This window comes from Cupriavidus basilensis, assembly GCF_000832305.1.
Taxonomy (GTDB): Bacteria; Pseudomonadota; Gammaproteobacteria; order Burkholderiales; family Burkholderiaceae; genus Cupriavidus; species Cupriavidus basilensis_F.
The window spans coordinates 1,845,849-1,866,775 of the sequence record NZ_CP010536.1 but is presented as its reverse complement, the minus strand read 5'-3'; the positions used below and the strand labels follow the sequence as shown (position 1 = coordinate 1,866,775).

General features: G+C 65.6%; 16 protein-coding genes. 9 read left to right on the top strand and 7 right to left on the bottom strand.

Annotation, left to right across the window (positions count from 1 at the left end; genetic code table 11):
- The first annotated feature begins 40 nt into the window (after positions 1–40).
- The 4 genes from RR42_RS08890 (at position 41) to RR42_RS08875 (ending at position 3,214) form a co-directional block, all read left to right on the top strand.
- A complete protein-coding gene (locus tag RR42_RS08890; protein ID WP_236702004.1) occupies positions 41–616 on the top strand; it encodes a hemerythrin domain-containing protein in 576 nt (191 codons plus the stop codon).
- 196 nt (positions 617–812) lie between these two features.
- Entirely contained in the window at positions 813–1,493 is a 681-nt protein-coding gene (locus RR42_RS08885) for a Crp/Fnr family transcriptional regulator (protein ID WP_043345868.1), read from the top strand.
- Between the two features lie 506 nt (positions 1,494–1,999).
- The gene (locus tag RR42_RS08880) at positions 2,000–2,299 is read left to right on the top strand and encodes a DUF2249 domain-containing protein (RefSeq protein WP_043351685.1); all 300 of its coding nucleotides are present in this window, start codon (positions 2,000–2,002) and stop codon (positions 2,297–2,299) included.
- 480 nt (positions 2,300–2,779) lie between these two features.
- Positions 2,780–3,214, top strand: a complete 435-nt coding sequence (locus RR42_RS08875; protein WP_236702003.1) for an Rrf2 family transcriptional regulator — start codon at positions 2,780–2,782, stop codon at positions 3,212–3,214.
- Positions 3,215–3,251: 37 nt separating this feature from the next.
- On the opposite strand, the gene RR42_RS08870 is transcribed toward RR42_RS08875, so the two are convergent.
- The 7 genes from RR42_RS08870 to ytfE form a co-directional block, all read right to left on the bottom strand.
- The gene (locus RR42_RS08870; protein WP_236702002.1) at positions 3,252–4,439 is read right to left on the bottom strand and encodes a hypothetical protein; all 1,188 of its coding nucleotides are present in this window, start codon (positions 4,437–4,439) and stop codon (positions 3,252–3,254) included.
- Entirely contained in the window at positions 4,388–4,741 is a 354-nt protein-coding gene (locus RR42_RS08865) for a metal-sulfur cluster assembly factor (protein WP_052494772.1), read from the bottom strand. The genes RR42_RS08870 and RR42_RS08865 overlap by 52 nt, the downstream gene beginning before the upstream one ends.
- Before the next feature lie 124 nt (positions 4,742–4,865).
- A complete protein-coding gene (locus RR42_RS08860; RefSeq protein ID WP_052494541.1) occupies positions 4,866–5,585 on the bottom strand; it encodes an anaerobic ribonucleoside-triphosphate reductase activating protein in 720 nt (239 codons plus the stop codon).
- The gene (nrdD, locus tag RR42_RS08855; RefSeq protein WP_043345862.1) at positions 5,569–5,769 is read right to left on the bottom strand and encodes an anaerobic ribonucleoside-triphosphate reductase; all 201 of its coding nucleotides are present in this window, start codon (positions 5,767–5,769) and stop codon (positions 5,569–5,571) included. Before nrdD ends, RR42_RS08860 begins: the two co-directional genes overlap by 17 nt.
- A 65-nt stretch (positions 5,770–5,834) precedes the next feature.
- Complete coding sequence (locus tag RR42_RS08850) at positions 5,835–7,610, bottom strand: ribonucleoside triphosphate reductase (RefSeq protein WP_052494540.1); 1,776 nt, start codon at positions 7,608–7,610, stop codon at positions 5,835–5,837.
- 150 nt (positions 7,611–7,760) lie between these two features.
- Positions 7,761–10,046: a nitric-oxide reductase large subunit gene (locus tag RR42_RS08845; RefSeq protein ID WP_043345859.1), complete on the bottom strand. Its 2,286-nt coding sequence runs from the start codon at positions 10,044–10,046 to the stop codon at positions 7,761–7,763.
- Between the two features lie 40 nt (positions 10,047–10,086).
- Positions 10,087–10,767: an iron-sulfur cluster repair protein YtfE gene (ytfE, locus tag RR42_RS08840; protein ID WP_043345856.1), complete on the bottom strand. Its 681-nt coding sequence runs from the start codon at positions 10,765–10,767 to the stop codon at positions 10,087–10,089.
- A 149-nt stretch (positions 10,768–10,916) separates the two neighbouring features.
- Between ytfE and norR the strand changes: the two genes are divergently transcribed.
- The 5 genes from norR (at position 10,917) to narH (ending at position 20,903) form a co-directional block, all read left to right on the top strand.
- Positions 10,917–12,509, top strand: a complete 1,593-nt coding sequence (gene norR / locus RR42_RS08835) for a nitric oxide reductase transcriptional regulator NorR (protein ID WP_043351675.1) — start codon at positions 10,917–10,919, stop codon at positions 12,507–12,509.
- A 184-nt stretch (positions 12,510–12,693) separates the two neighbouring features.
- Positions 12,694–13,977: an MFS transporter gene (locus tag RR42_RS08830; protein ID WP_173430677.1), complete on the top strand. Its 1,284-nt coding sequence runs from the start codon at positions 12,694–12,696 to the stop codon at positions 13,975–13,977.
- 74 nt (positions 13,978–14,051) lie between these two features.
- A complete protein-coding gene (locus RR42_RS08825; RefSeq protein ID WP_043345853.1) occupies positions 14,052–15,437 on the top strand; it encodes a NarK family nitrate/nitrite MFS transporter in 1,386 nt (461 codons plus the stop codon).
- A 175-nt stretch (positions 15,438–15,612) separates the two neighbouring features.
- On the top strand, positions 15,613–19,353 hold the full coding sequence (locus RR42_RS08820) for a nitrate reductase subunit alpha (protein WP_043345850.1): 3,741 nt from the start codon (positions 15,613–15,615) through the stop codon (positions 19,351–19,353).
- Positions 19,350–20,903: a nitrate reductase subunit beta gene (narH, locus tag RR42_RS08815; protein WP_043345849.1), complete on the top strand. Its 1,554-nt coding sequence runs from the start codon at positions 19,350–19,352 to the stop codon at positions 20,901–20,903. The genes RR42_RS08820 and narH overlap by 4 nt, the downstream gene beginning before the upstream one ends.
- The last annotated feature ends 24 nt before the right edge of the window (positions 20,904–20,927 follow it).

The following is a 20,927-nucleotide window of genomic DNA, read 5'->3' as shown; positions in this document are numbered from 1 at the left end:
TGCGCTATCTCAACAGTGCGTGCTCTGCGTCAGGCGATACTTGAAAGTCGGCAGCAGGCGATTGAAGATTGCCTGGCCCAACCGGAGCGCGACAATGTTCTCTACCGCGGCCAGTCTTCCTGGCTTCGATTCACCGATTGAATTGCTGCTGGCATGCCACGACAAAGTGCGGCATTTCGCCGGCTTGTGTTCCAGACTTGAGCAGCATGCGGCGCGGCACGGCGCAGATGAAGAGGCACGCGCCGCGGCCGCCAGTGTGTTGAGATACTTCCAGCTCGCCGCGCCGCTGCACCATGCGGACGAGGAGGAAGACCTGTTCCCGGCACTGCGCGAGCTGGATGACGCTGGCCTGAGCGCAAGTATTGACGAACTGGATGCCGAGCATGAATACCTGGGCGAGTTGTGGTGTTGCGTGCACCCCTGGCTGGAGGCGATGTCGTCGGGGACAAGTGACCCTGCTCCGCCTGAGCTCGAGGCGTTCTCCACCCTCTATCCCGAACACGCATTACGGGAGGAGCGCGAGGTCTATCCCGCGGCCGTCCGCCTGCCGCACGATCGCCTCGCCGGGATTGGCCAGCGCATGGCGCAACGCAGAGGCGCACGCCAGGGGCCCTGACCGTCAAAGCTCGCCAGCCAGGACGGCAGACTTGATCTGCCACAAGGCCCGGTTGCCCCGGGCGTGGAATCCTATGCGCTACGTGGCTGTCGCCGCGCTCCGGATACGCCACCATCGGCCGGTCCGCAAGGCCGGCGTGCCCTGGAGGCAGGCTGCGACAGCCTGACCGATGCAACCACCGCCACTGAGGCAATCCATGCGCCACAAACTAAACCTGGAGGGACTACTGGGAAGCCTGCCGCTCTTCAGGAACCTCGACGCAGAACAACTGGCCGAACTGGCGGGCTCCTGCCATGAGGTCAGGGTATGCAAGCACAGCCGTCTCTTCCGGCGCGGCGACGCGGCTGCGGGCTTGTACGTTGTTGCCGTTGGCCAGATCAAGCTGGCGCTGCCCTCGGTGCACGGCAATCCCGAGAAAATCGTCGAGTTCTTCGGCCCCGGCGAGGCATTTGGGGAGGCCGTCATGTTCCTTGACCGCCCCTACCTGGTAGACGCCCAGGCGCTCGATGACACGCTGCTGATCCTGCTCGACAAAAAGGAGATATTCGCCGCCATCGATCGCGATCCGTCGTTTGCGCGCCGCATGCTTGCGGGCCTGTCGATGCGTCTGCATACCCTGGTGCAGGATATCGAGACAGTGAACCTGCACAACTCGCAACAGCGAGTGATCGGCTACCTGCTGAACGGGCCTCGCGAGGGCAACCTCACGCGCTTTACCGTCAACAAGAACCTGATTGCCTCCAAGCTGGGGTTGTCGCCGGCAACGCTGTCTCGCACCCTGCAGCGGCTCAGCGAAGCCGCCTTGATCACCGTGGCCGGCCCTGAAGTCGTGATTCACGATATCCAGGCGCTTGAGCGCCGGTTTGCCGGACGGTAAGCGCGCCCTCGCGGCATGCAACCCCAACCAGAAATGGCTTGACCGGCGTCAATCGCGGCGGGCCGATCCCTCGCTAGCGCGGCGTTCCATTTTCGTCGTGGGCGCGGTGGCACCGCCGGAACAGTTCTGAGGGATTCACCACCGCGCCCACCCCACCACGAAACCATCATGGCGCGATATATCGTGGCGATTCGGACCGGTACCGGCAGATGTGTGAATGAGCAGGGATGCCGCTACCGAGCAGCCCCACCACGAAACCAGCGTCATTCACAGGATCGTGGCCATTCAAACCGGTAACGGCACGAGTCCTTTAAAACCCGGGGCCTGACGACGAAACCACCGGGCTACGCAACCCCGACACGCCAGCCTCCTGCAAGGATCGCTTTCTTTTGGTTACTTTTCTTTACGAGTAAAGAAAAGTGACATCTCACACGTTCCAAAACGGCCAACACCGTACAGCCGCGACAGCAGCTAGAAGCGCTAAAACCTCGCCCACTTACGCTACCATCCAAACCAACCCTGCCTTTCTATTCAACGCGCGCGGCATCGCCAGGCGCTTTCGCCATGCCGCGATTTTTGGCGCGCTGGAAGCGCTGGGCGAAGGCGAGTCGATGCGATTCGTCAACGATCGCGACCCCCTTCCCCTGATCGAGCAACTGCGCCGGCGCTATCAAGACCAACGCCAGATTGCCTACGTTGAGCGCGCGGGCGATGCCGTGGTGATCGACTTCACCGTGCATCCCGCGGCCGCCACACAGGGATGCGGCGGCGCAAACGGCACGGGCTGCGGCTGCAGCGGCGGCTAACCACGCCTAACCACGCCGTCCTGCGCCGCATTCAGGCCGTCTTCGCTCTCCCGATTCGCTTTTTCCGCAATTGGCTTGCCCGCGGACAAGCCGGCCCAGGCAGTCCTGAGGCAAGATGCCAATGAGGCCACTGAGTTGCGGGGGCGCGCCCGGTGGCCTTGATGTTGCTGGCCTGAAGCCTGTCCGTACGAACTATGGGCAGGCTTCTTTTTTCCCCGTTCGGCATCGCCTGCGCTCGACTCGGCTTGTCTTTGGTCAATGCATTGCGACAAAGCACGGCGGCGTCGCGCCTCATAAGATACATTCACCATGAATCTTAAATTTCGTGATGTCTCCCGCCGCAAGCGGAGGCTTGATGCCCCGAGCTTCCTGCCTGCCGTTCTGACCGGGGCCAAGAGCCACGAACCAACAGGCAAGAACCAAGAGCCAGGAACCAACAGCCCGACAGGCTGAGAGGTCGATACGATGCGCCTTACCACCATGACCGACTACGCGCTACGGCTGCTGATCTACGTGGCGCGGCATCCTGAACGGATGTGCACCAATAGCGAGATCGCGCAGGCCTACGGTATCTCCAGAGCACACATCGTCAAAGTGACGCACAAGCTCAGCCGCCAGGGATGGATCGCAACCATGCGCGGCAGAGGCGGCGGCATGCAGTTGTCGTCCGGGCCGGGAAGCATCAATCTCGGCGACGTGGTTCGCAGCGTGGAGCCCGATTTCGATCTGGTTGCCGGCCTCGCCGACGGCAGCGCCCGCAAGTTCGCGAGCGACGAGCATCTGTGCTGCGTCATGGATGGCGCTCGCCGGCGTTTCCTGCAACATCTTGAAGGCTATACGCTCGCCGACCTGCTGGCGCGGGCATTCCCGGCTGCGCCGCATGCCGGCGTAGCCGTGGATCCGGTCAGAAACTGAGGCCAGCCGCAGCGGCCCTCGTTCTCCGGTGGAAGATTCAGGACTGCCGGGGCCGTGGCGCCTCGCGGGATCGCCATGCCTGCGCCGCGGCGGCGGCGACAGCGATGAAGAGCAGGATGGCGACAACGTTGCCCGCCGCCGCCGCCGCCCTGATTGCAGGCAGCGCGTGGCCGAAGCTCAGTCGCGCGGCCAGGGACAAGTGCAGCAAGGCAAGCGGCACATAGAAGCCATTGCCGAACTGCAGCTTGATACGCGTGATCGCCGGCAGGATGACAGGCGCATGCGCCATCACCATGCTGACGATAAAGCCCAGTCCCAGCGCATGCAGCGCGGCGTCGCGCCATGGCAGCCCTGCCGCGGTTGCCGCCCACGCCACGCCCGCCACCAACAGCCAGCCGTAGCCCAGAAGCAGGCAGACCGCCATGTAGCGGCTCAGTCCGTGGCTGCGCACCGTGCGGCGCGCAATGTCGAACAGTGCCAGCCAGGCGGCAAGCAACGCCAGCGCTGCGCCATAGATGACGCCGCCGATCCTGCCCGCGCCGCCTTCCAGCGCCGAGCCGGCGGCACCCAGCACCAGCACCGCCAGGATGGCAAGCAAAGCCGCTTGCGCGCCGGGCCGGCGGCGCATCAGGCGCGTCATTTCAAGCCGCTCGGCAGCGACCGTGACAACCAGGAAAATGAAGTACCAGGCGTTGACCGAGGCCAGCCAGCGGCCTGACGCCACCCCCACGTTGCCCGCCAGCCAGGCCACCGCGGCGACCAGCAGCAAGGCGGTATGGGCGGCCGGCTGGCGCCGCAGGACTTCCACGCTGACGCCCACGAACACCAGCGCGCCGGCCGCCATGGCCCAAGCGCCGGCGGCAGGCAATCCCGCCACCATCAGCAAAGCGCCCAGCCCCGATGCGACTGGCGCCGCAAAGGCCACGGGACGGCCGAGCGCCACCGCACGCTCGATGCCGATGACCGTGCCGAAGAAGCCGCCGGTCATCAAGGCACCGTGGAATTGCAGCGCGCGCCACGCCACGTGGTAATCGCCGGCCCATGGCAGCATCACGCCCGCGCGCATCCATCCACCGAGCATGCCCGCGAGCAATGCGCATACGGCCAGCAGCAGCACGGCCAGCCGGGGCCAGGTCTTGCGCTGGCGTCCTTGCGCGCGGCGCGCGGCCACGCTCACCATCCCATGGCGTGCTTCGCGCTGGCGCTCATGCGCTCCGGCGTCCATGCGGGCTCCCAGCCTAATTCCACATCGATCAGGTACCCCAGGGGCATCACGCCTTCCAGTTCGAGCTGCACGTCGTCCAGGATCATGTCGGCCACCGGACATGCGGCGGAAGTCATGGTCATCGAGACATGCACGGATCCGTCCGATACGGTGATGGCGTAGATCAGGCCAACGTCAAGGATGCTTAGCGCCAGTTCCGGATCCACCACGCGGCGCAGGGCATCCCTGATCGGTATGCGCCACTCCTCCGGCCCCTGGTAGTCGAACCTGCCCGTCCCGTTCGAAGTTTGTCTGGTGAGCATGCTTGCCTCCTTGCGCATTACTGTTGGTTTCCTGTCACGCGTCATCCCATCGTAGTACGGACCACGCTGGCTGCGTGGCCCCTACCCGCCAATCGATTGACATAGCGCAATGCCGACGCGTCCGTCACGCCGTGCGCAGCGTGAAACTGCTGAAGTGCGATGCCAGCCTGGCGATATCGTAGCGGCCAAGCGAGGCGCTCGCGCCGCCGCCGCGGCACGCCTGCAACGCCCAGTGCGTCACGCCAAGCGCGGCGATCCGTTGCGCCAGCGCATGCAGCTCGGCGATATCGAACAGGCCGGCGTGCCAGGTGGTGCGGCATTCGCCCGCCACGCCGCTGGCAAGCCACCGGCGCAGCGATTCCCAAGCCCTCTCCCCGCTGCCCGGCACCCGTGTAATGGCCTCATACCGATGCAGGGGTGCCTTGAGATCGAGGCCGATCCAGTCCAGCCGGGGCAGGATGGCGGCCAGGCGATCGGGGTACATGCCGGCGGTATGCAGCGCAACCTCGAACCCCTCGGCCCGCACGGCCTCGATGGCACCGGGCAGTCCCGCCTGCAGGGTTGGCTCGCCCCCGGAAAACACCACGCCGTCGAGCAGGCCCCGCCGCGCCTGCAAGAAGGCCTGCACATCCGCCCAGGCAATGGCGGGCGGCACGCCAGCATCCAGCAAGTCCTGGTTGTGGCAATAGCCGCACCGCCACGGACAACCCTGGCAGAACAGGACGGCGGCCAGGCGGCCGGGGAAGTCGATCGTGGTCAGCGCTGTCATGCCGCCGATACGCAACGTGGCCGCGTCGCGCCGGCGCCGGGCCGCCGCCGCGCATACGTCAGGCGTCGATGGCATGGGGTTGCGTGAAGAAGCGCCGCTCGCGGTGCTCGCCCTGCTTGCCGGTGTTGAAGCTGGAGACCGGGCGGTGATAGCCCATCACGCGGGTCCAGACCTCGCAGGGTTGGCGCTCCTCGTCGCGCAGCGCGGCGCTGCAAGGTTGGAATTGCGTGGATGGCGAGGATTGAGCTTGGTGAGTCATCAGATTTACTCCGTCTTGAGAGTGGGTTGAAAAAACCGGGGCATGAAAAGAACAGCGGATCCTGGTCAGGCGGCGATCGGGTCCCGCTTGCGCGCGAGGATCTCTTCGTCGCACCGCGGGCAGAACGGATGCTCGCCGGCGAGGTAGCCGTGCGTGGGGCAGATCGAGAACGTCGGCGTCACCGTGATGTACGGCAGGCGAAAGCGCGTCAGCGCGCGCCGCACCAGTTCGCGGCAGGCCTCGCCGCTGGACAGGCGCTCGCCCATGTACAGATGCAGCACCGTGCCGCCGGTGTACCTGGACTGCAAGGCCTGCTGCCGCGCCAGCGCCTCGAAGGGGTCGTCGGTCCAGCCGACCGGCAACTGCGAGGAATTTGTGTAGTAGGGCTGTGCGGCCGTGCCGGCCTGGCGGATCTCCGGCCAGCGCTTGCGGTCTTCCCGTGCGAAGCGGTACGTTGCCCCTTCGGCGGGGGTCGCTTCGAGGTTGTAAAGATGGCCGGTTTCCTGCTGGAAGGCCACAATGCGCTCGCGCACATGTTCCAGCAAGCGCAGCGCGAAGGCATGGCCCCACTCCGACGTGATGTCGTGCCGGTCAGCGGTGAAGTTGCGGATCATCTCGTTGATGCCGTTCACGCCCAGCGTCGAGAAATGATTGCGCAAGGTGCCCAGGTAGCGCTTCGTGTAGGGGAACAGGCCCTGGTCCATCAGGTGCTGGATCAGCGTGCGCTTGTTCTCCAGGCTCTGCTTGCCCAGATCCAGCAGGCGGTCGAGCGCACGCAGCAGCGCCGCTTCATCGCCGGCATGCAGGTAGCCCAGGCGCGCGCAATTGATCGTGACCACGCCCACGCTGCCGGTCTGCTCGGCACTGCCGAACAGGCCGTTGCCGCGCTTGAGCAGCTCGCGCAGGTCGAGCTGGAGCCGGCAGCACATGGAGCGCACCATATTTGGCTCCAGCTCCGAGTTGATGAAATTCTGGAAGTACGGCAGCCCGTACCTGGCCGTCATCTCGAACAGCCGCGTGGCATTCTCCGATTCCCACGGAAAATCGCGCGTGATGTTGTAGGTCGGAATGGGAAAGGTGAACACCCTGCCCTTGGCATCGCCTGCCGTCATCACCTCGATATAGGCGCGGTTGATCAGGTCCATCTCTTCCTGCAGGTCGCCATAGGCGAACGGCATTTCCTGGCCGCCGATCACCGGCACCTGTTCGCGCAGGTCTTCGGGGCAGGTCCAGTCGAAAGTCAGGTTGGTAAAGGGCGTTTGCGTGCCCCAGCGCGACGGCACGTTCAGGTTGTAGATCAGCTCCTGGATGCACTGGCGCACCTGGCCATAGGACATGGCGTCCTTGCGCACGAATGGCGCCATATAGGTGTCGAACGACGAGAACGCTTGCGCGCCGGCCCATTCGTTCTGCAGCGTGCCGAGAAAATTGACGATCTGCCCCACGGCAGAGGACATGCGCTTGGGCGGCCCGGCTTCCACCTTGCCCGGCACGCCATTGAAGCCCTCATGCAGCAGTGTGCGCAGCGACCAGCCGGCACAGTAGCCGCTGAGCATGTCGAGATCGTGGATATGGATGTCGCCGCTGCGGTGGGCGTGGCCGATTTCCGGCGCGTAGACATGGGACAGCCAGTAATTGGCGGTGACCTTGCCCGCCACATTCAGTATCAGCCCGCCCAGCGAATAGCCCTGGTTGGCGTTGGCATTGACGCGCCAGTCCGCCTTGCTCAGGTATTCGTTGATCGCGGCTTGCACGTCGATCAGGGCCGTGCGGTCCTGATCGACGTGCTGGCTGACCTCCCTGTGCAGGCATGCTACAACGGCTTCGGTACAGTGCTCCATCTATTCCCCCGATAATATTCACACTAAATGTGGGGGTAGAGTACCCGTCAAACACTATATCTAGATTGACGGAAAGCAAGCGTATGGCATGCCGACCTGTTCTCTCTGGTATCGGCGCGGGGCGGATCGCCGCGGCCATCCGCCCCGCGCTTACCGTTGCGCCGCGCTCAGGCGCCCTTCCGGCGCGGTCTGCGCCGGTGCCTTGGCGGCGAGGCCCAGTACCACTTGCAGCGCCATCGAGAGCGCGCCGACGATAAACACCACGTCGCCGAAGGTGCGCACCCAGCGCAGCGTCTGCAGGATGGGCTGCTGCATGAAGGCCTCGCTGCGCGCATACCACAGCCCCTGGCTGACGCTGGCGTGGAACTGGATGATGCCGATGGGCAGCAGGCTGGTGCCGATCATGAGCACCAGGCCGGCGTTGAGGCCCCAGAACGCTGTCTTCGCCAAGCCCTGGTTCAGTACGTAGCCGGGCCGCACATAGCGCAGCACCAGCAGCGTGAAGCCCAGCGCCAGGAAGCCGTAGACCCCGAACAGCGCCGCGTGGGCATGCACCGCCGTGGTATTCAGGCCCTGCACGTAGTACAGCGAAATCGGCGGGTTGATCATGAAGCCGAATACACCGGCGCCCAGCATGTTCCAGAACGCCACGGCGACGAAGCACATCAGCGGCCACTTCAGGTTGGCCATCCACGGTGCCCGGTCCTTCAGGCGCCAGTTTTCCCAGGCTTCATGGCCCAGCACGATCAGCGGCACCACTTCGAGCGCGCTGAAGCTGGCGCCCACCGCCATCACCGGCGTCGTGGTGCCGGCAAAGTAGAGATGGTGGAACGTGCCAGGCAGGCCGCCCAGCATGAACAGCGATGCCGACGCGAGGCTGGCCGCCGTGGCCATCGGCCGCGACACCAGGCCGAGGGTGGAGAAGATAAAGGCCAGCGCCGTGGTGGCGAACACTTCAAAGAAGCCCTCGACCCACAGGTGCACGACCCACCAGCGCCAGTACTCCATCACCGACAGGTTGGTGCGCTCGCCGTAAAACAGGCCGGCCCCGTAGAACAGGCCGATAGCCACCACCGAGGATGTCAGCAAGGCCAGCAGGTTCTTGTCGCCGCCCGGCGTGCGCAGTGCCGGCGCGATGGCGCGCAGCATCAACACCAGCCAGAACAGGATGCCGGCGAACTTGCCGATCTGCCACAGGCGGCCCAGGTCAACGTACTCGTAGCCCTGATGCCCCAGCCAGAAGTTAAGGTTCTCGGGCATGATCTGCGCGATCGCCAAGTAGTTGCCGGTAAACGATCCCACCACGACCACCACCAAGGCCCAGAACAGCACGTCCACGCCAAGCTTCTGGTACTTCGGGTCCTTTGCGCCGTTGATAAGCGGCGCCAGGAACAGGCCGGCAGCCAGAAAGCCGGTAGCGATCCAGAACAGCGCGCTCTGGATGTGCCAGGTGCGCAGCAGCGTGTATGGGAACCACTTCGACAGCTCAATGCCGTAGAAACGCTGCCCTTCCACCGTGTAGTGAGCCGTCAGGCCGCCGATCAGCACCTGGAACACAAACAGCGCCACCACCAGGAACAGGTACTTGCCCAGGGCACGTTGCGACGGCGTAAGCGCGAACGCCGTGAGCGGGTCGCGCGCGGCCACGGCGGGCGGTGCCTCTTCGTGTCCGCGCAGGAATGACCAGGCCCATACCAGGAAGCCAACACCCGCGAGCAGCACGACCACGCTGGCGATGGACCAGATGATGTTCTCGCTGGTGGGCTGGTTGCCGATCAGCGGCTCGTGCGGCCAGTTATTGGTGTAGGTGGCGGTGAGGCCGGGGCGTTCGGTGGCGGCGGCCCATGCGGTCCAGAAGAAGAAGTGCGTCAGCTTCACGCGGCGTTCGGCGCTGGGCAGCGTGTTCTCCTTCATGGCGAAGCTTTCGCGGCTCTTGCGCAGCGCCGGTGCGTCGGAGAACAGCCGTTCGTAGTAGACGGCGGTGGCGGCAATGGCCTGCGCTCGGCGCCTGGAGACGGTGAGCACGCCGCTGTCCTGGTCGGCGCGGTTGCCACGGTACTCGGCGCGGAGCTGCTCGCGCAGCGCGGCCTGGGTTGGCCCGTCGAGCGCGGCATAGGTGCGGCCGTAGGTATCGCGCGCGGCCAGGTCGAGCCAGGCGGTGAGCTCGCGGTGCAGCCAGTCGGCAGTCCAGTCCGGCGCCTGGTAGGCGCCGTGACCCCAGATGGAGCCGAGCTGCATGCCGCCGACGGATTGCCATGCGGTCTGGCCGTCGAGGATATCGTCCTTGCTGAACAAGGCGTTGCCGTCGGCACTAACGACTTGCTGCGGAATCGGCGGCGCCTTGCGGTAGACCTCGGTGCCGTAGTAGCCAAGCAGCGAAAAAGTGACCGCCACGACGGCGATCAGGGTGAACCAGAGTTTTTTATATTGTCCCATGATGGGTCTCGCTGTGATGCGTGTGCCTGTCGCGGCGGGATCAGGCGTGGGCCGGGGCGGCTTGCTCAGCGTTGTCGAACAGGATGTTGTTCTCGAGATGGATGTGTTCCATCAGGTCTTCACGCAGGGTGCGCAGCCCCAGGTACAGCGCGCGCCAGGTGTTGCACGCGGCGCGGGGCAAGGTGATGTCGTTGGTCAGCGCATTGAGACGCTGCAGGGCCTGCCCGTGCTCGTCGTGCTCCATGCGCATGACCGTGATGGGGCCGCCCGCCATAGCGCCGAGTTCGCGCGCGAGCAGCGGGAACAGGATCTGCTCTTCCTTCTGCATATGGCTCTCCAGCTCCTGCTGCATGACGCAGAGGTGATCCGCCAGGCCGAGCGGGCAATCCTCGCGGTCGCCATGCACCTGCTCCACCCGGCGCGCCAGGCGGATCAGCTCGGGCAGTTGCTGCCGATGCACCTCGTGGTAGCGCGCGAGGATGTGGGCGATCAGGTCGGCCGCGCACGCGCTGCCCCAGTCGCGGCCGTCGCGTTGCGCCTGGGCTTGCAGCGACAGCAGGCTTGCCTCGATGGCCTGCGCATCCAGGCCCGCGGCTTGCGCGGCCTCGCCCAGGGTCTGCTTGCCGCCGCAGCAGAAATCCAGCTGGTAGTCGTGAAACACGCGGGTGGCGCCGGGGATCTTGCGGGCAAGCTGGCCCAGCGATTGTTCGGTCATGCTCATGATGTTCTCCTGTGTAAGGTGTGCATCATTCACATAGCCAAATCCATGCCCGAAAAATTAGCGCAAAGAATCAATGGTTTAGTTTTTTGAGGGTATTATTTACCCTTGCTCAACAATGGTAAAAAATACCCAATAGGGTTTAATTGACCATGATGGAAAATCTCTTGCTGACGGACCTCGTTGCCGACCTTCCGCAGGCAGTGCGGCTGCAGCGGCTGGTCAGCAGCCTGCGGGCCCACTTCCGCTGCGGCGCCGTGGCGCTCCTGCAGCTGGAAGAGGATCAGCTGCGGCCGGTGGCGATCGACGGGCTGGTGCGCGATGCGCTCGGGCGGCGTTTCGCGGTGGGCCTGCATCCACGGCTGGCCGCCATCCTGGCCAGGCGCGGCGTGACCTGCTTCCACCACGACAGCGTGCTGCCCGACCCCTACGACGGGCTGATCGACGAGCATGTGGGCGAACCCCTCCCGGTGCACGACTGCATGGGAACGAGCCTGCATGTGGAAGGCCAGCCGTGGGGCGTGCTGACGCTCGACGCGCTGACGGTCGGCACCTTCGGCGACGAAGCGCAGGCCGATTTGCGGCAGTTGACGGTAGTTGTCGAGGCGGCGATCCGCACGACACGGCTGGAAGCCGAGATCCGCGCGCTGCGGCTCACGCGCGGCGAAGCCCCGCTGGGCGACACGGCCCGGGACGATGGCGAGATCATCGGCCAGAGCGAGGCGATCAGCCGCTTGCTGCATGAGCTCACGGTGGTGGCCGACTCGGAGCTCCCGGTGCTGCTGCTGGGCGAAACGGGCGTGGGCAAGGAACTGTTCGCGCACCGGCTGCACCGGCTCTCGCGCCGTCGCGCGCAACCGCTGATCCATGTCAATTGCGCTGCCTTGCCGGAATCGCTGGCCGAGAGCGAGCTGTTCGGGCACGCCAAGGGCGCGTTCTCGGGCGCGGTGGGCGAAAGGCCGGGCCGCTTCGAAGCGGCCGACGGCGGCACGCTGTTCCTTGACGAGGTGGGCGAGCTGCCGCTCTCGATCCAGGCCAAGCTGCTGCGCACCTTGCAGAACGGCGAAATCCAGCGCCTGGGTTCCGACCGGCCGCGCCGCGTCGACGTGCGCATCATCGCCGCCACCAACCGCAGCCTGCGCGATCACGTGCGCGACGGCTCGTTCCGCGCCGACCTGTATCACCGGCTCTCGGTCTATCCGATCCCGATTCCGCCGCTGCGCGAGCGCGGCAACGACGTGCTGCTGCTGGCAGGCCGGATGCTGGAACTCAATCGCGCCCGGCTCGGCCTGCGCAGCCTGCGCCTGTCCGTCGCGGCCGAGGCCGCGCTGCGCCGCTACCCCTGGCCGGGCAATGTGCGCGAGCTGGAGCATGTCATCAGCCGGGCGGCGCTCAAGACCGTCAGCCGCGGCGCGAACCGCAACGACATCGTCACCCTGGAGGCGGAACTCCTGGATCTCGACGGGGTGGAGCCGGCGCCGCCCGGTGCCGCAGCCCCGCCCCCAAGCGCCGAGCCGGGTGCGTTCGCGCCAACGGCAGCCACCCTGCGCGAGGCGATGGACCAATGCCAGCGGCATTGCATCGAGCAGGCACTGGCCGCGCGGGGTGGCAACTGGGCGCAGGCGGCCCGCCAGCTGGGCGTGGACGCGAGCAACCTGCACAAGCTTGCCCGCCGGCTCGGCATCAAGCACGACGACAAGCACGACAACAAGCACCACGACATGCCGCACCGCATGGCGGACTGAGCGTATCTCGTCGATCAGCCTGGCGCCCGCTTGCGCGGCGCCAGGCCTGCCCCAGGCGGGCACACCCCTCCCCATTAGAACTAGCTCCACCGGCACCTGCGGATGTGCTGCCGGCGAATGGTCAATTGCGGTCGCGCTCTCTACGCTGGGAGCCGATCGTCATTGTTGACACAGGAGCATGGCCATGGCCACTCAACCCCTCACGCATGAGCCGGTGCCACCGCGCGCCTACGCGGTGCTGGCATCCAGCACCTTCGCCTTCACCATCTGCTTTGCCATATGGATGATGTTTGCGGTGCTGGGCATTCCCATCAAGCAGCAGCTGGGCCTGTCTGAAACCCAGTTCGGCCTGCTGGCCGCCACGCCCGTGCTCAGCGGCGCGCTGGTCCGCCTGCCGTTGGGCATCTGGACCGACCGCTACGGCGGGCGCATCGTCTTCTTTGCGCTGATGCTGGTCACTGTCATTCCGATCTGGATGATCTCGCATGCCACCACGCTCCCGCAGTTGCTGATCCTGGGCTTGTTCGTAGGCCTGGCGGGCGGCTCGTTTTCCGTGGGCACGCCCTACGTGGCGCGCTGGTTTCCGCGCTCCCGCCAGGGCCTGGCCATGGGCATCTTCGGCGCGGGCAACTCCGGTTCGGCCTTGACCAAATTCGTGGCGCCGGCGCTGATCGTGGCCGCCGGCGGCAGCTGGACCGTGGTGCCACGCGTCTATGCGATCGCCATGCTGGTCACGGCCGTGCTGTTCTGGGTGTGCTCGTCCAGCGATCCCGCTCACCGCGCCACGTCCTCGGCCAGCCTGCGCGCCCAGCTCGCCATGCTGCGCGACCCACGCGTGTGGCGCTACTCGCAGTATTACTCGGTGGTGTTCGGCGGCTATGTCGGCCTGTCGCTGTGGATGACCAAGTACTACATCGGCGAGTATGGCTTCGACATCAAGATCGCCGCCCTGCTGGCGGCCTGCTTCTCGCTGCCGGGCGGCGTGCTGCGCGCCATCGGCGGCTGGATCTCCGACCGCTACGGCGCGCACCGCACCACCTGGTGGGTGATGTGGGTGTGTTGGGTGGCGTTCTTCCTGCTCAGCTATCCGCAGACCGATTTCATCATCCACACCGCGCGCGGCCCGCAAGCCTTCCATATCGGCCTGTCGGCGCTGCCGTTTACCGCGCTGCTCTTTATCGTCGGCGTTGCCATGGCGGTGGGCAAGGCCTCGGTGTTCAAGTTCATCGCCAACGATTTCGGCCACAACCTCGGCGCCGTCTCCGGCGTGGTGGGGCTGGCCGGCGGCCTGGGCGGCTTCATCCTGCCGGTGCTGTTCGGCCTGCTGGCGGACCTGACCGGCGTGCGCAGCAGCTGTTTCATGCTGCTGTACGGCACGGTCTGCGTGAGCCTGGTGTGGATGCACTACAGCCAGCGCGCCAAGGGCGCGGGCGCCGGCCAGCGCGTGCTGGCGGCGCAGCCGGCCTGAAGCGGCGCGCCGGTTCCCCGATCGCCCGCCCCCTCGATCCCCCGATTCCTTCTTCCGTCACATAGGACATTGTCATGTCTAGCTCCGTACTAACCCGCTGGGAGCCCGAAAGCGCGGCCTTCTGGCGCACCCACGGCGAACGCATCGCCTACCGTAACCTGTGGATCTCGATCCTCGCCCTGATGCTCGCCTTTGCAATCTGGATGCTGTGGAGCGTGGTGGCGGTCAACCTGGACCGCGCCGGCTTCCGCTTCAGCAAGAACCAGCTGTTCTGGCTCACCGCGCTGCCGGCACTTTCGGGCGCCACGCTGCGCATCTTCTACGCCTTCCTGGTGCCGATCTTCGGCGGCCGCCGGTTCACGGCTATCTCCACCGCCACGCTGCTGGTGCCGGCGCTGGGCATGGGGTTCGCGCTGCGCGACCCGGCCACGAGCTATCCCACCTTGCTGGTGCTGGCACTGCTGTGCGGATTCGGCGGCGCCAACTTCAGTTCCTCGATGTCCAACATCAGCTTCTTCTTCCCCAAGGCCAAGAAGGGCCTGGCGACGGGGCTCAATGCCGGCATTGGCAACCTGGGCGTATCGGTGGTGCAGTTCCTTACCCCGCTGGTGGTCTCCGTGGGGCTGTTCGGCGCCTTTGGCGGCGAACCCCAGGCCTACCAGGCCGGCGAAGCCGGCAGGAGTCTGTGGCTGCAGAACGCCGGCTTTATCTGGGTGCCGTTCATCCTGGCCGCCACCCTCGCCGCGTGGTTCGGCATGAACGACATCGCCGATGCGCGCGCCTCGTTCGCCGACCAGGCGGTGATCTTCAAGCGCAAGCACAACTGGCTGATGTGCTGGCTGTACGTGGGCACCTTCGGCTCGTTCATCGGCTTCTCGGCCGGGTTCGCGCTGCTCACCAAGTCGCAGTTCCCCGGCGTCAACCCCACCGCCTACGCCTTCCTCGGGCCGCTGATGGGCGCGCTGATGCGGCCGGTGGGTGGCTGGGTGTCGGACAAGCTGGGCGGAGCCCGGGTCACGCTGTGGAGCTTCGTGGCGATGATTGCCGCCGTGTTCGGCGTGCTGGCCACGCTGCCGCATGACGGCGCCGGCGGCAGCTTCCAGGGTTTCCTGGCCGCGTTCGTGGTGCTGTTCGCGCTGACCGGCGTCGGCAATGGTTCGACCTTCCGCATGATCCCGGTGATCTTCCTGACCGAGCGCCAGCGCGCCGCGCGCGGCAAGGACGCCGCGGCGCAAAAGCAGGCGCAGCTGGACGCCGGCAAGGAATCGGCCGCGGTGCTGGGTTTTTCCGGTGCCATTGGGGCCTACGGCGGCTTTTTCATTCCCAAGAGCTTCGGCACCTCGCTGGAGCTGACCGGTTCGGCGGACGCGGCGCTGTATTGCTTTGTGGTCTTCTACGTGAGCTGCGTGCTGGTGACCTGGTGGTACTACGCGCGCAAGAACGCGCCCATGCCTTGCTGAACGGTGCCGGCCGGCCTAGTTCCTCCGAACTAGGCGGCCGCGCCCGGACTAGCCCGAGCGCATCGCGCCCTACTCCCCCACCAGCGAATGGGCACGGCCGGGCCTGGCCCATAAGCTTGCAACATCCCTGGACCGATAGCCCAACGGTCAGCAAAAGCACTCGCGGAGAACAACAATGAGCCATTTTCTGGATCGACTGAAATTCATGTCGCGCGTCAAGTCCACCTTCGCGGGTGGACACGGCGCCGTGGTGGACGAGGACCGCCGGTGGGAGAACGGATATCGCAGCCGCTGGCAGCACGACAAGATCGTGCGTTCCACCCACGGCGTGAACTGTACAGGTTCGTGCTCCTGGAAGGTCTACGTCAAGAACGGACTGATCACCTGGGAAACGCAGCAGACCGACTATCCGCGCACCCGGCCCGACCTGCCTAACCACGAGCCGCGCGGCTGCCCTCGCGGCGCCTCGTACAGCTGGTACGTGTATTCGGCGCAACGCGTGAAGTACCCGATGATCCGCGGCCGCCTGATGGAGATGTGGCGCGAGGCCCGCAAGACCATGGACCCCGTGGCCGCCTGGGCCTCGATCAGCCAGGATCCCGTCAAAGCCAATCGCTACAAGAGCGTGCGCGGCCTGGGCGGCTTCGTGCGGGCCGACTGGGACACTGCCACGGAGATGATCGCGGCAGCCAATGCCTTTACCATCAAGCGCTTCGGCCCGGACCGCGTGGTCGGGTTCTCGCCGATCCCGGCCATGTCGATGGTCTCTTACGCCGCCGGGGCGCGCTACCTGAGCCTGCTGGGCGGGGTCTGCCTGTCCTTCTATGACTGGTACTGCGACCTGCCGCCGGCCAGCCCGCAAGTCTGGGGCGAGCAGACCGACGTGCCGGAATCGGCCGACTGGTACAACTCCACCTACCTGATGGTGTGGGGCTCCAACGTGCCGCAGACGCGCACCCCGGACGCGCACTTCTATACCGAAGTCCGCTACAAGGGCACCAAGACCGTGGCCGTGTCGTCCGACTTCGGCGAGATGGTCAAGTTCGGCGATATCTGGCTGACCCCCACCCAAGGCACGGACGCCGCCCTGGCCATGGCCATGGGCCATGTGGTGCTCAAGGAATTCCACCTGAACGCACGCTCTGCCTATTTCCGCGACTACATCAGGCAATACACCGACATGCCGATGCTGGTGCTGCTGCGCGACAACGGCGGCACGCTGGTCCCCGATCATTTCCTGCGCGCCTCCCACCTGGCCGGCGCCCGCGGCGAAGCCAACAACCCGGAATGGAAGACCCTGGTCATCGATAGCGCCAGCGGCGACTTTGCGGCCCCCAATGGCAGCATCGGTTTTCGCTGGGGCGAGGCCGCCCACAACGACGGCGAGAAGGTAGGCCGCTGGAACCTGGAAATGAAGGACGGCGGCAGCGGACACGCGCTTGACCCCCTGCTCTCGCTGATGGCGGCCGAGCACGAGGTGGCGGAGGTCGGCTTCCCGTACTTCGGCGCGGAGCACGATGCCCTGCTCAAGCGCCGCGTGCCGGCCAGGCGCATCACGCTGGCGGACGGCAGCAGCGCGCTGGTGGCCACCGTCTATGACCTGCAGATGGCCAACTACGGCGTGGACCAGGGCCTGGGCGGCGACAACGTGGCCACATCCTTCGACGACGATGTGCCCTACACGCCGGCCTGGCAGGAGAAGCACACCACGGTGCCGCGCCACCTGGTGATACAGGTGGCACGCGAGTTCGCCGACAACGCCGATCGCACCCAGGGCAAGAGCATGGTGATCGTCGGCGCCGGGCTCAACCACTGGTACCACAACGACATGATCTACCGCGGCATCATCAACCTGCTGATGATGTGCGGCTGCGTGGGCAAGAGCGGCGGCGGCTGGGCCCACTACGTGGGCCAGGAGAAACTGCGCCCGCAGTTCGGCTGGGCTCCGCTGGCCTTCGGCCTGGACTGGTCGCGCCCGCCGCGCCAGATGAACGGCACCTCGTTCTTCTACAGCCACACCAGCCAGTGGCGCCACGAAAAGCTCGCCGTGGACGAGATCCTTGCCCCGACCGCCGACAAGGCCAAGTACGAGAATCTCTCGCTGCTGGACCTGAACGCCCGCTCGGAGCGCATGGGCTGGCTGCCTTCGGCGCCGCAGTTGAGCAGCAATCCGCTCGATGTGGCCGACGCGGCCGCCGCGGCAGGCAAGGACCCTGTGGCCTATACGGTCGAACAACTGAAGTCCGGCGGATTGCAGTTCGCCTGCGACGACCCCGACAACCCGGAGAACTTCCCGCGCAACATGTTCGTCTGGCGCTCGAATATCCTCGGCAGCTCGGGCAAGGGGCACGAGTACTTTCTCAAGTACCTGCTTGGCACCCAGAACGCCGTGTTCGGCGACGAGGCCGACGCCATCACGCCAAGCGAGGTGAAGGTGCGCCCCGCCGCCGAGGGCAAGCTCGACCTGCTGACGGTGCTCGATTTCCGCATGAGCACCACCTGCCTGTACGGCGATATCGTGCTGCCGACCGCGACCTGGTACGAGAAGGACGATCTCAACACCTCCGACATGCATCCCTTCATCCATCCCTTGTCGGAGGCGGTGCAGCCGCTGTGGGAGAGCCGCACGGACTGGGAAATCTACAAGGCGATCGCCAGGAAGTTCAGCGAGATCGGCGGCGCCCACCTGGGCACCCGCAAGGACCTGGTCTGCAGCCCCTTGCTGCATGACACCCCGGGCGAGCTGGCCCAGCCGTTCGAGCCGAAGGACTGGAAGCGCGGCGAATGCGAGCTGATCCCCGGCAAGACCGCACCATCGATGACCGTGGTCGAGCGCAACTATGCCGACATCTACAAGAAATTCACCTCGATCGGACCGCTGCTCGACAAGCACGGCAACGGCGGCAAGGGCATCAACTGGGATACCCGCCACGAAGTCAAGGAAATCGGCGCGCTCAGCAAGACGGTGGACGAGCCCGGCGTGAGCCAGGGCCGGCCGCGGCTGGATACCGCCATCGACGCCGCCGAGATGATCCTGACCTTTGCACCGGAAACCAACGGGCATGTCGCGGTAAAGGCGTGGGAAGCGCTGTCGGCCATCACCGGGCGCGATCACGCCCACCTGGCCGCCGGGCGCGAGCACGACAAGATCCGCTTTCGCGACGTCCAGGTACAGCCGCGCAAGATCATCTCCGCGCCGACCTGGTCCGGGCTCGAATCGGAGGAAGTCAGCTACAACGCAGGCTATACCAATGTGCACGAGCTGATTCCCTGGCGCACCCTGACCGGGCGCCAGCAGTTCTACCAGGACCATCGCTGGATGCTGGATTTTGGCGAGGGCAACTGCGTCTACAAGCCCGCCATCGACACCAAGACCATCGCGCCGATGCTGGGCGCCAAGCCCAACGGCAACACCGAGCTGGTGCTGAACTGGATCACGCCGCACCAGAAGTGGGGCATCCACTCCACCTATTCGGACAACCTGCGCATGCTGACGCTGTCGCGCGGCGGGCCGCACGTCTGGATCTCCGAGACCGAGGCCAAGGCCAGCGGCATCCGGGACAACGACTGGGTGGAAGTCTTCAACGTCAATGGCACGCTGACCGCGCGGGTGGTGGTGTCCCAGCGGGTCCCCAAGGGGATGTGCCTGATGTACCACGCCCAGGAAAAGATCGTGAACGTGCCCGGCGCCGAAACCAGCGGCATGCGCGGCGGCATCCATAACTCGGTGACCCGCACGGTCACCAAGCCCACCCACATGATCGGCGGCTACGCGCAACTGGCCTACGGTTTCAACTACTACGGCACCGTCGGCAGCAACCGCGACGAGTTCGTGATCCTGCGCAAGATGAACAAGGTCGACTGGCTGGAAGGCCCGCTGGTGGAAAAACAAGCCAAGGAAGGAGCTGAGCAATGAAAATCCGCGCCCAGGTAGCCATGGTCCTGAACCTGGACAAGTGCATCGGCTGCCATACCTGCTCGATTACCTGCAAGAACGTGTGGACCAGCCGCGACGGCGTGGAATACGCCTGGTTCAACAACGTCGAGACCAAGCCCGGCATCGGCTACCCCAAGGAGTGGGAGAACCAGGACAAGTGGCACGGCGGCTGGGTACGCAATGCCGCCGGCAAGCTCGAGCCGCGCCAGGGCAGCAAGCTCGGCATCCTGGCAAAGCTGTTTACCAATCCCAACCTGCCGCAGATCGACGAATACTACGAGCCGTTCACCTACGACTACGAGCACCTGCAGAAGGCCCCGCTGGTGCAGACGCCGCCCACCGCCCGTCCGGTATCGGTGCTGACCGGCAAGACGATGGAAAAGATCGAATGGGGCCCGAACTGGGAAGACGACCTGGGCGGCGAGTTCAGCGCGCGCAGCAAGGACAAGCTGTTCGAAGACGTGCAAAAGGAGATGTACTCGACCTTCGAGAACACCTTCATGATGTACCTGCCGCGCCTGTGCGAGCATTGCCTCAACCCGACCTGCGTGGCCTCCTGCCCGTCCGGCTCGATCTACAAGCGCGAGGACGACGGCATCGTGCTGGTCGACCAGGACAAATGCCGCGGCTGGCGCATGTGCATCTCCGGATGCCCGTACAAGAAGATCTACTACAACTGGCAAAGCGGCAAGGCCGAGAAATGCCTGTTCTGCTATCCGCGCATCGAAGCGGGCCAGCCCACCGTCTGCGCGGAAACCTGCGTCGGCCGGATCCGCTACCTGGGCGTGATGCTGTACGACGCCGACCGCATCCAGGAAGCCGCCTCGGTGGAGAACACGCAGGATCTCTACCAGTCGCAGCTGGACATCTTCCTCGACCCGCACGATCCGGCCGTCCAGGCCGAAGCGCTGCGCCAGGGCGTCCCGCAAAGCTGGCTGGACGCCGCGCGCAAGTCGCCGGTCTACAAGATGGCCTGCGAATGGAAGGTGGCCTTCCCGCTGCACCCCGAGTACCGCACGCTGCCGATGGTGTGGTACATCCCGCCGCTGTCGCCGATCCAGTCGGCCGCCGAGGCCGGCCACATGGGCATGAACGGCGTGATTCCGGACGTGAAGAGCCTGCGCATCCCGGTCAAGTACCTGGCCAACCTGCTGACCGCGGGGGAAGTCGCGCCGGTGCTCAAGGCGCTCGAGCGCATGCTGGCCATGCGCGCCTACAAGCGCTCGGAAGTGGTGGACGACGTGCAGGACCTGGCTGTGCTGGAACAGGTCGGCCTCACGCCGGCGCAAGTGGAGGACATGTACCAGATCATGGCAATCGCGAACTATGAAGATCGCTTCGTGATCCCGTCCTCGCACAAGGAAATGGTGGAGGACAGCTTCAACGACAAGGCGAGCTGCGGCTTCACGTTCGGCAACGGATGCTCGGGCGGGACGTCGGACGGCTCCCTGTTCGGCAAGAAACCGCAAGGCAGCGTGATGTTCGCGGACATGCCGAAATCGCGCAAGAAGGCCTTGGCGGCGTCATGACCGGCGCCTGACGTGCCGCCACGC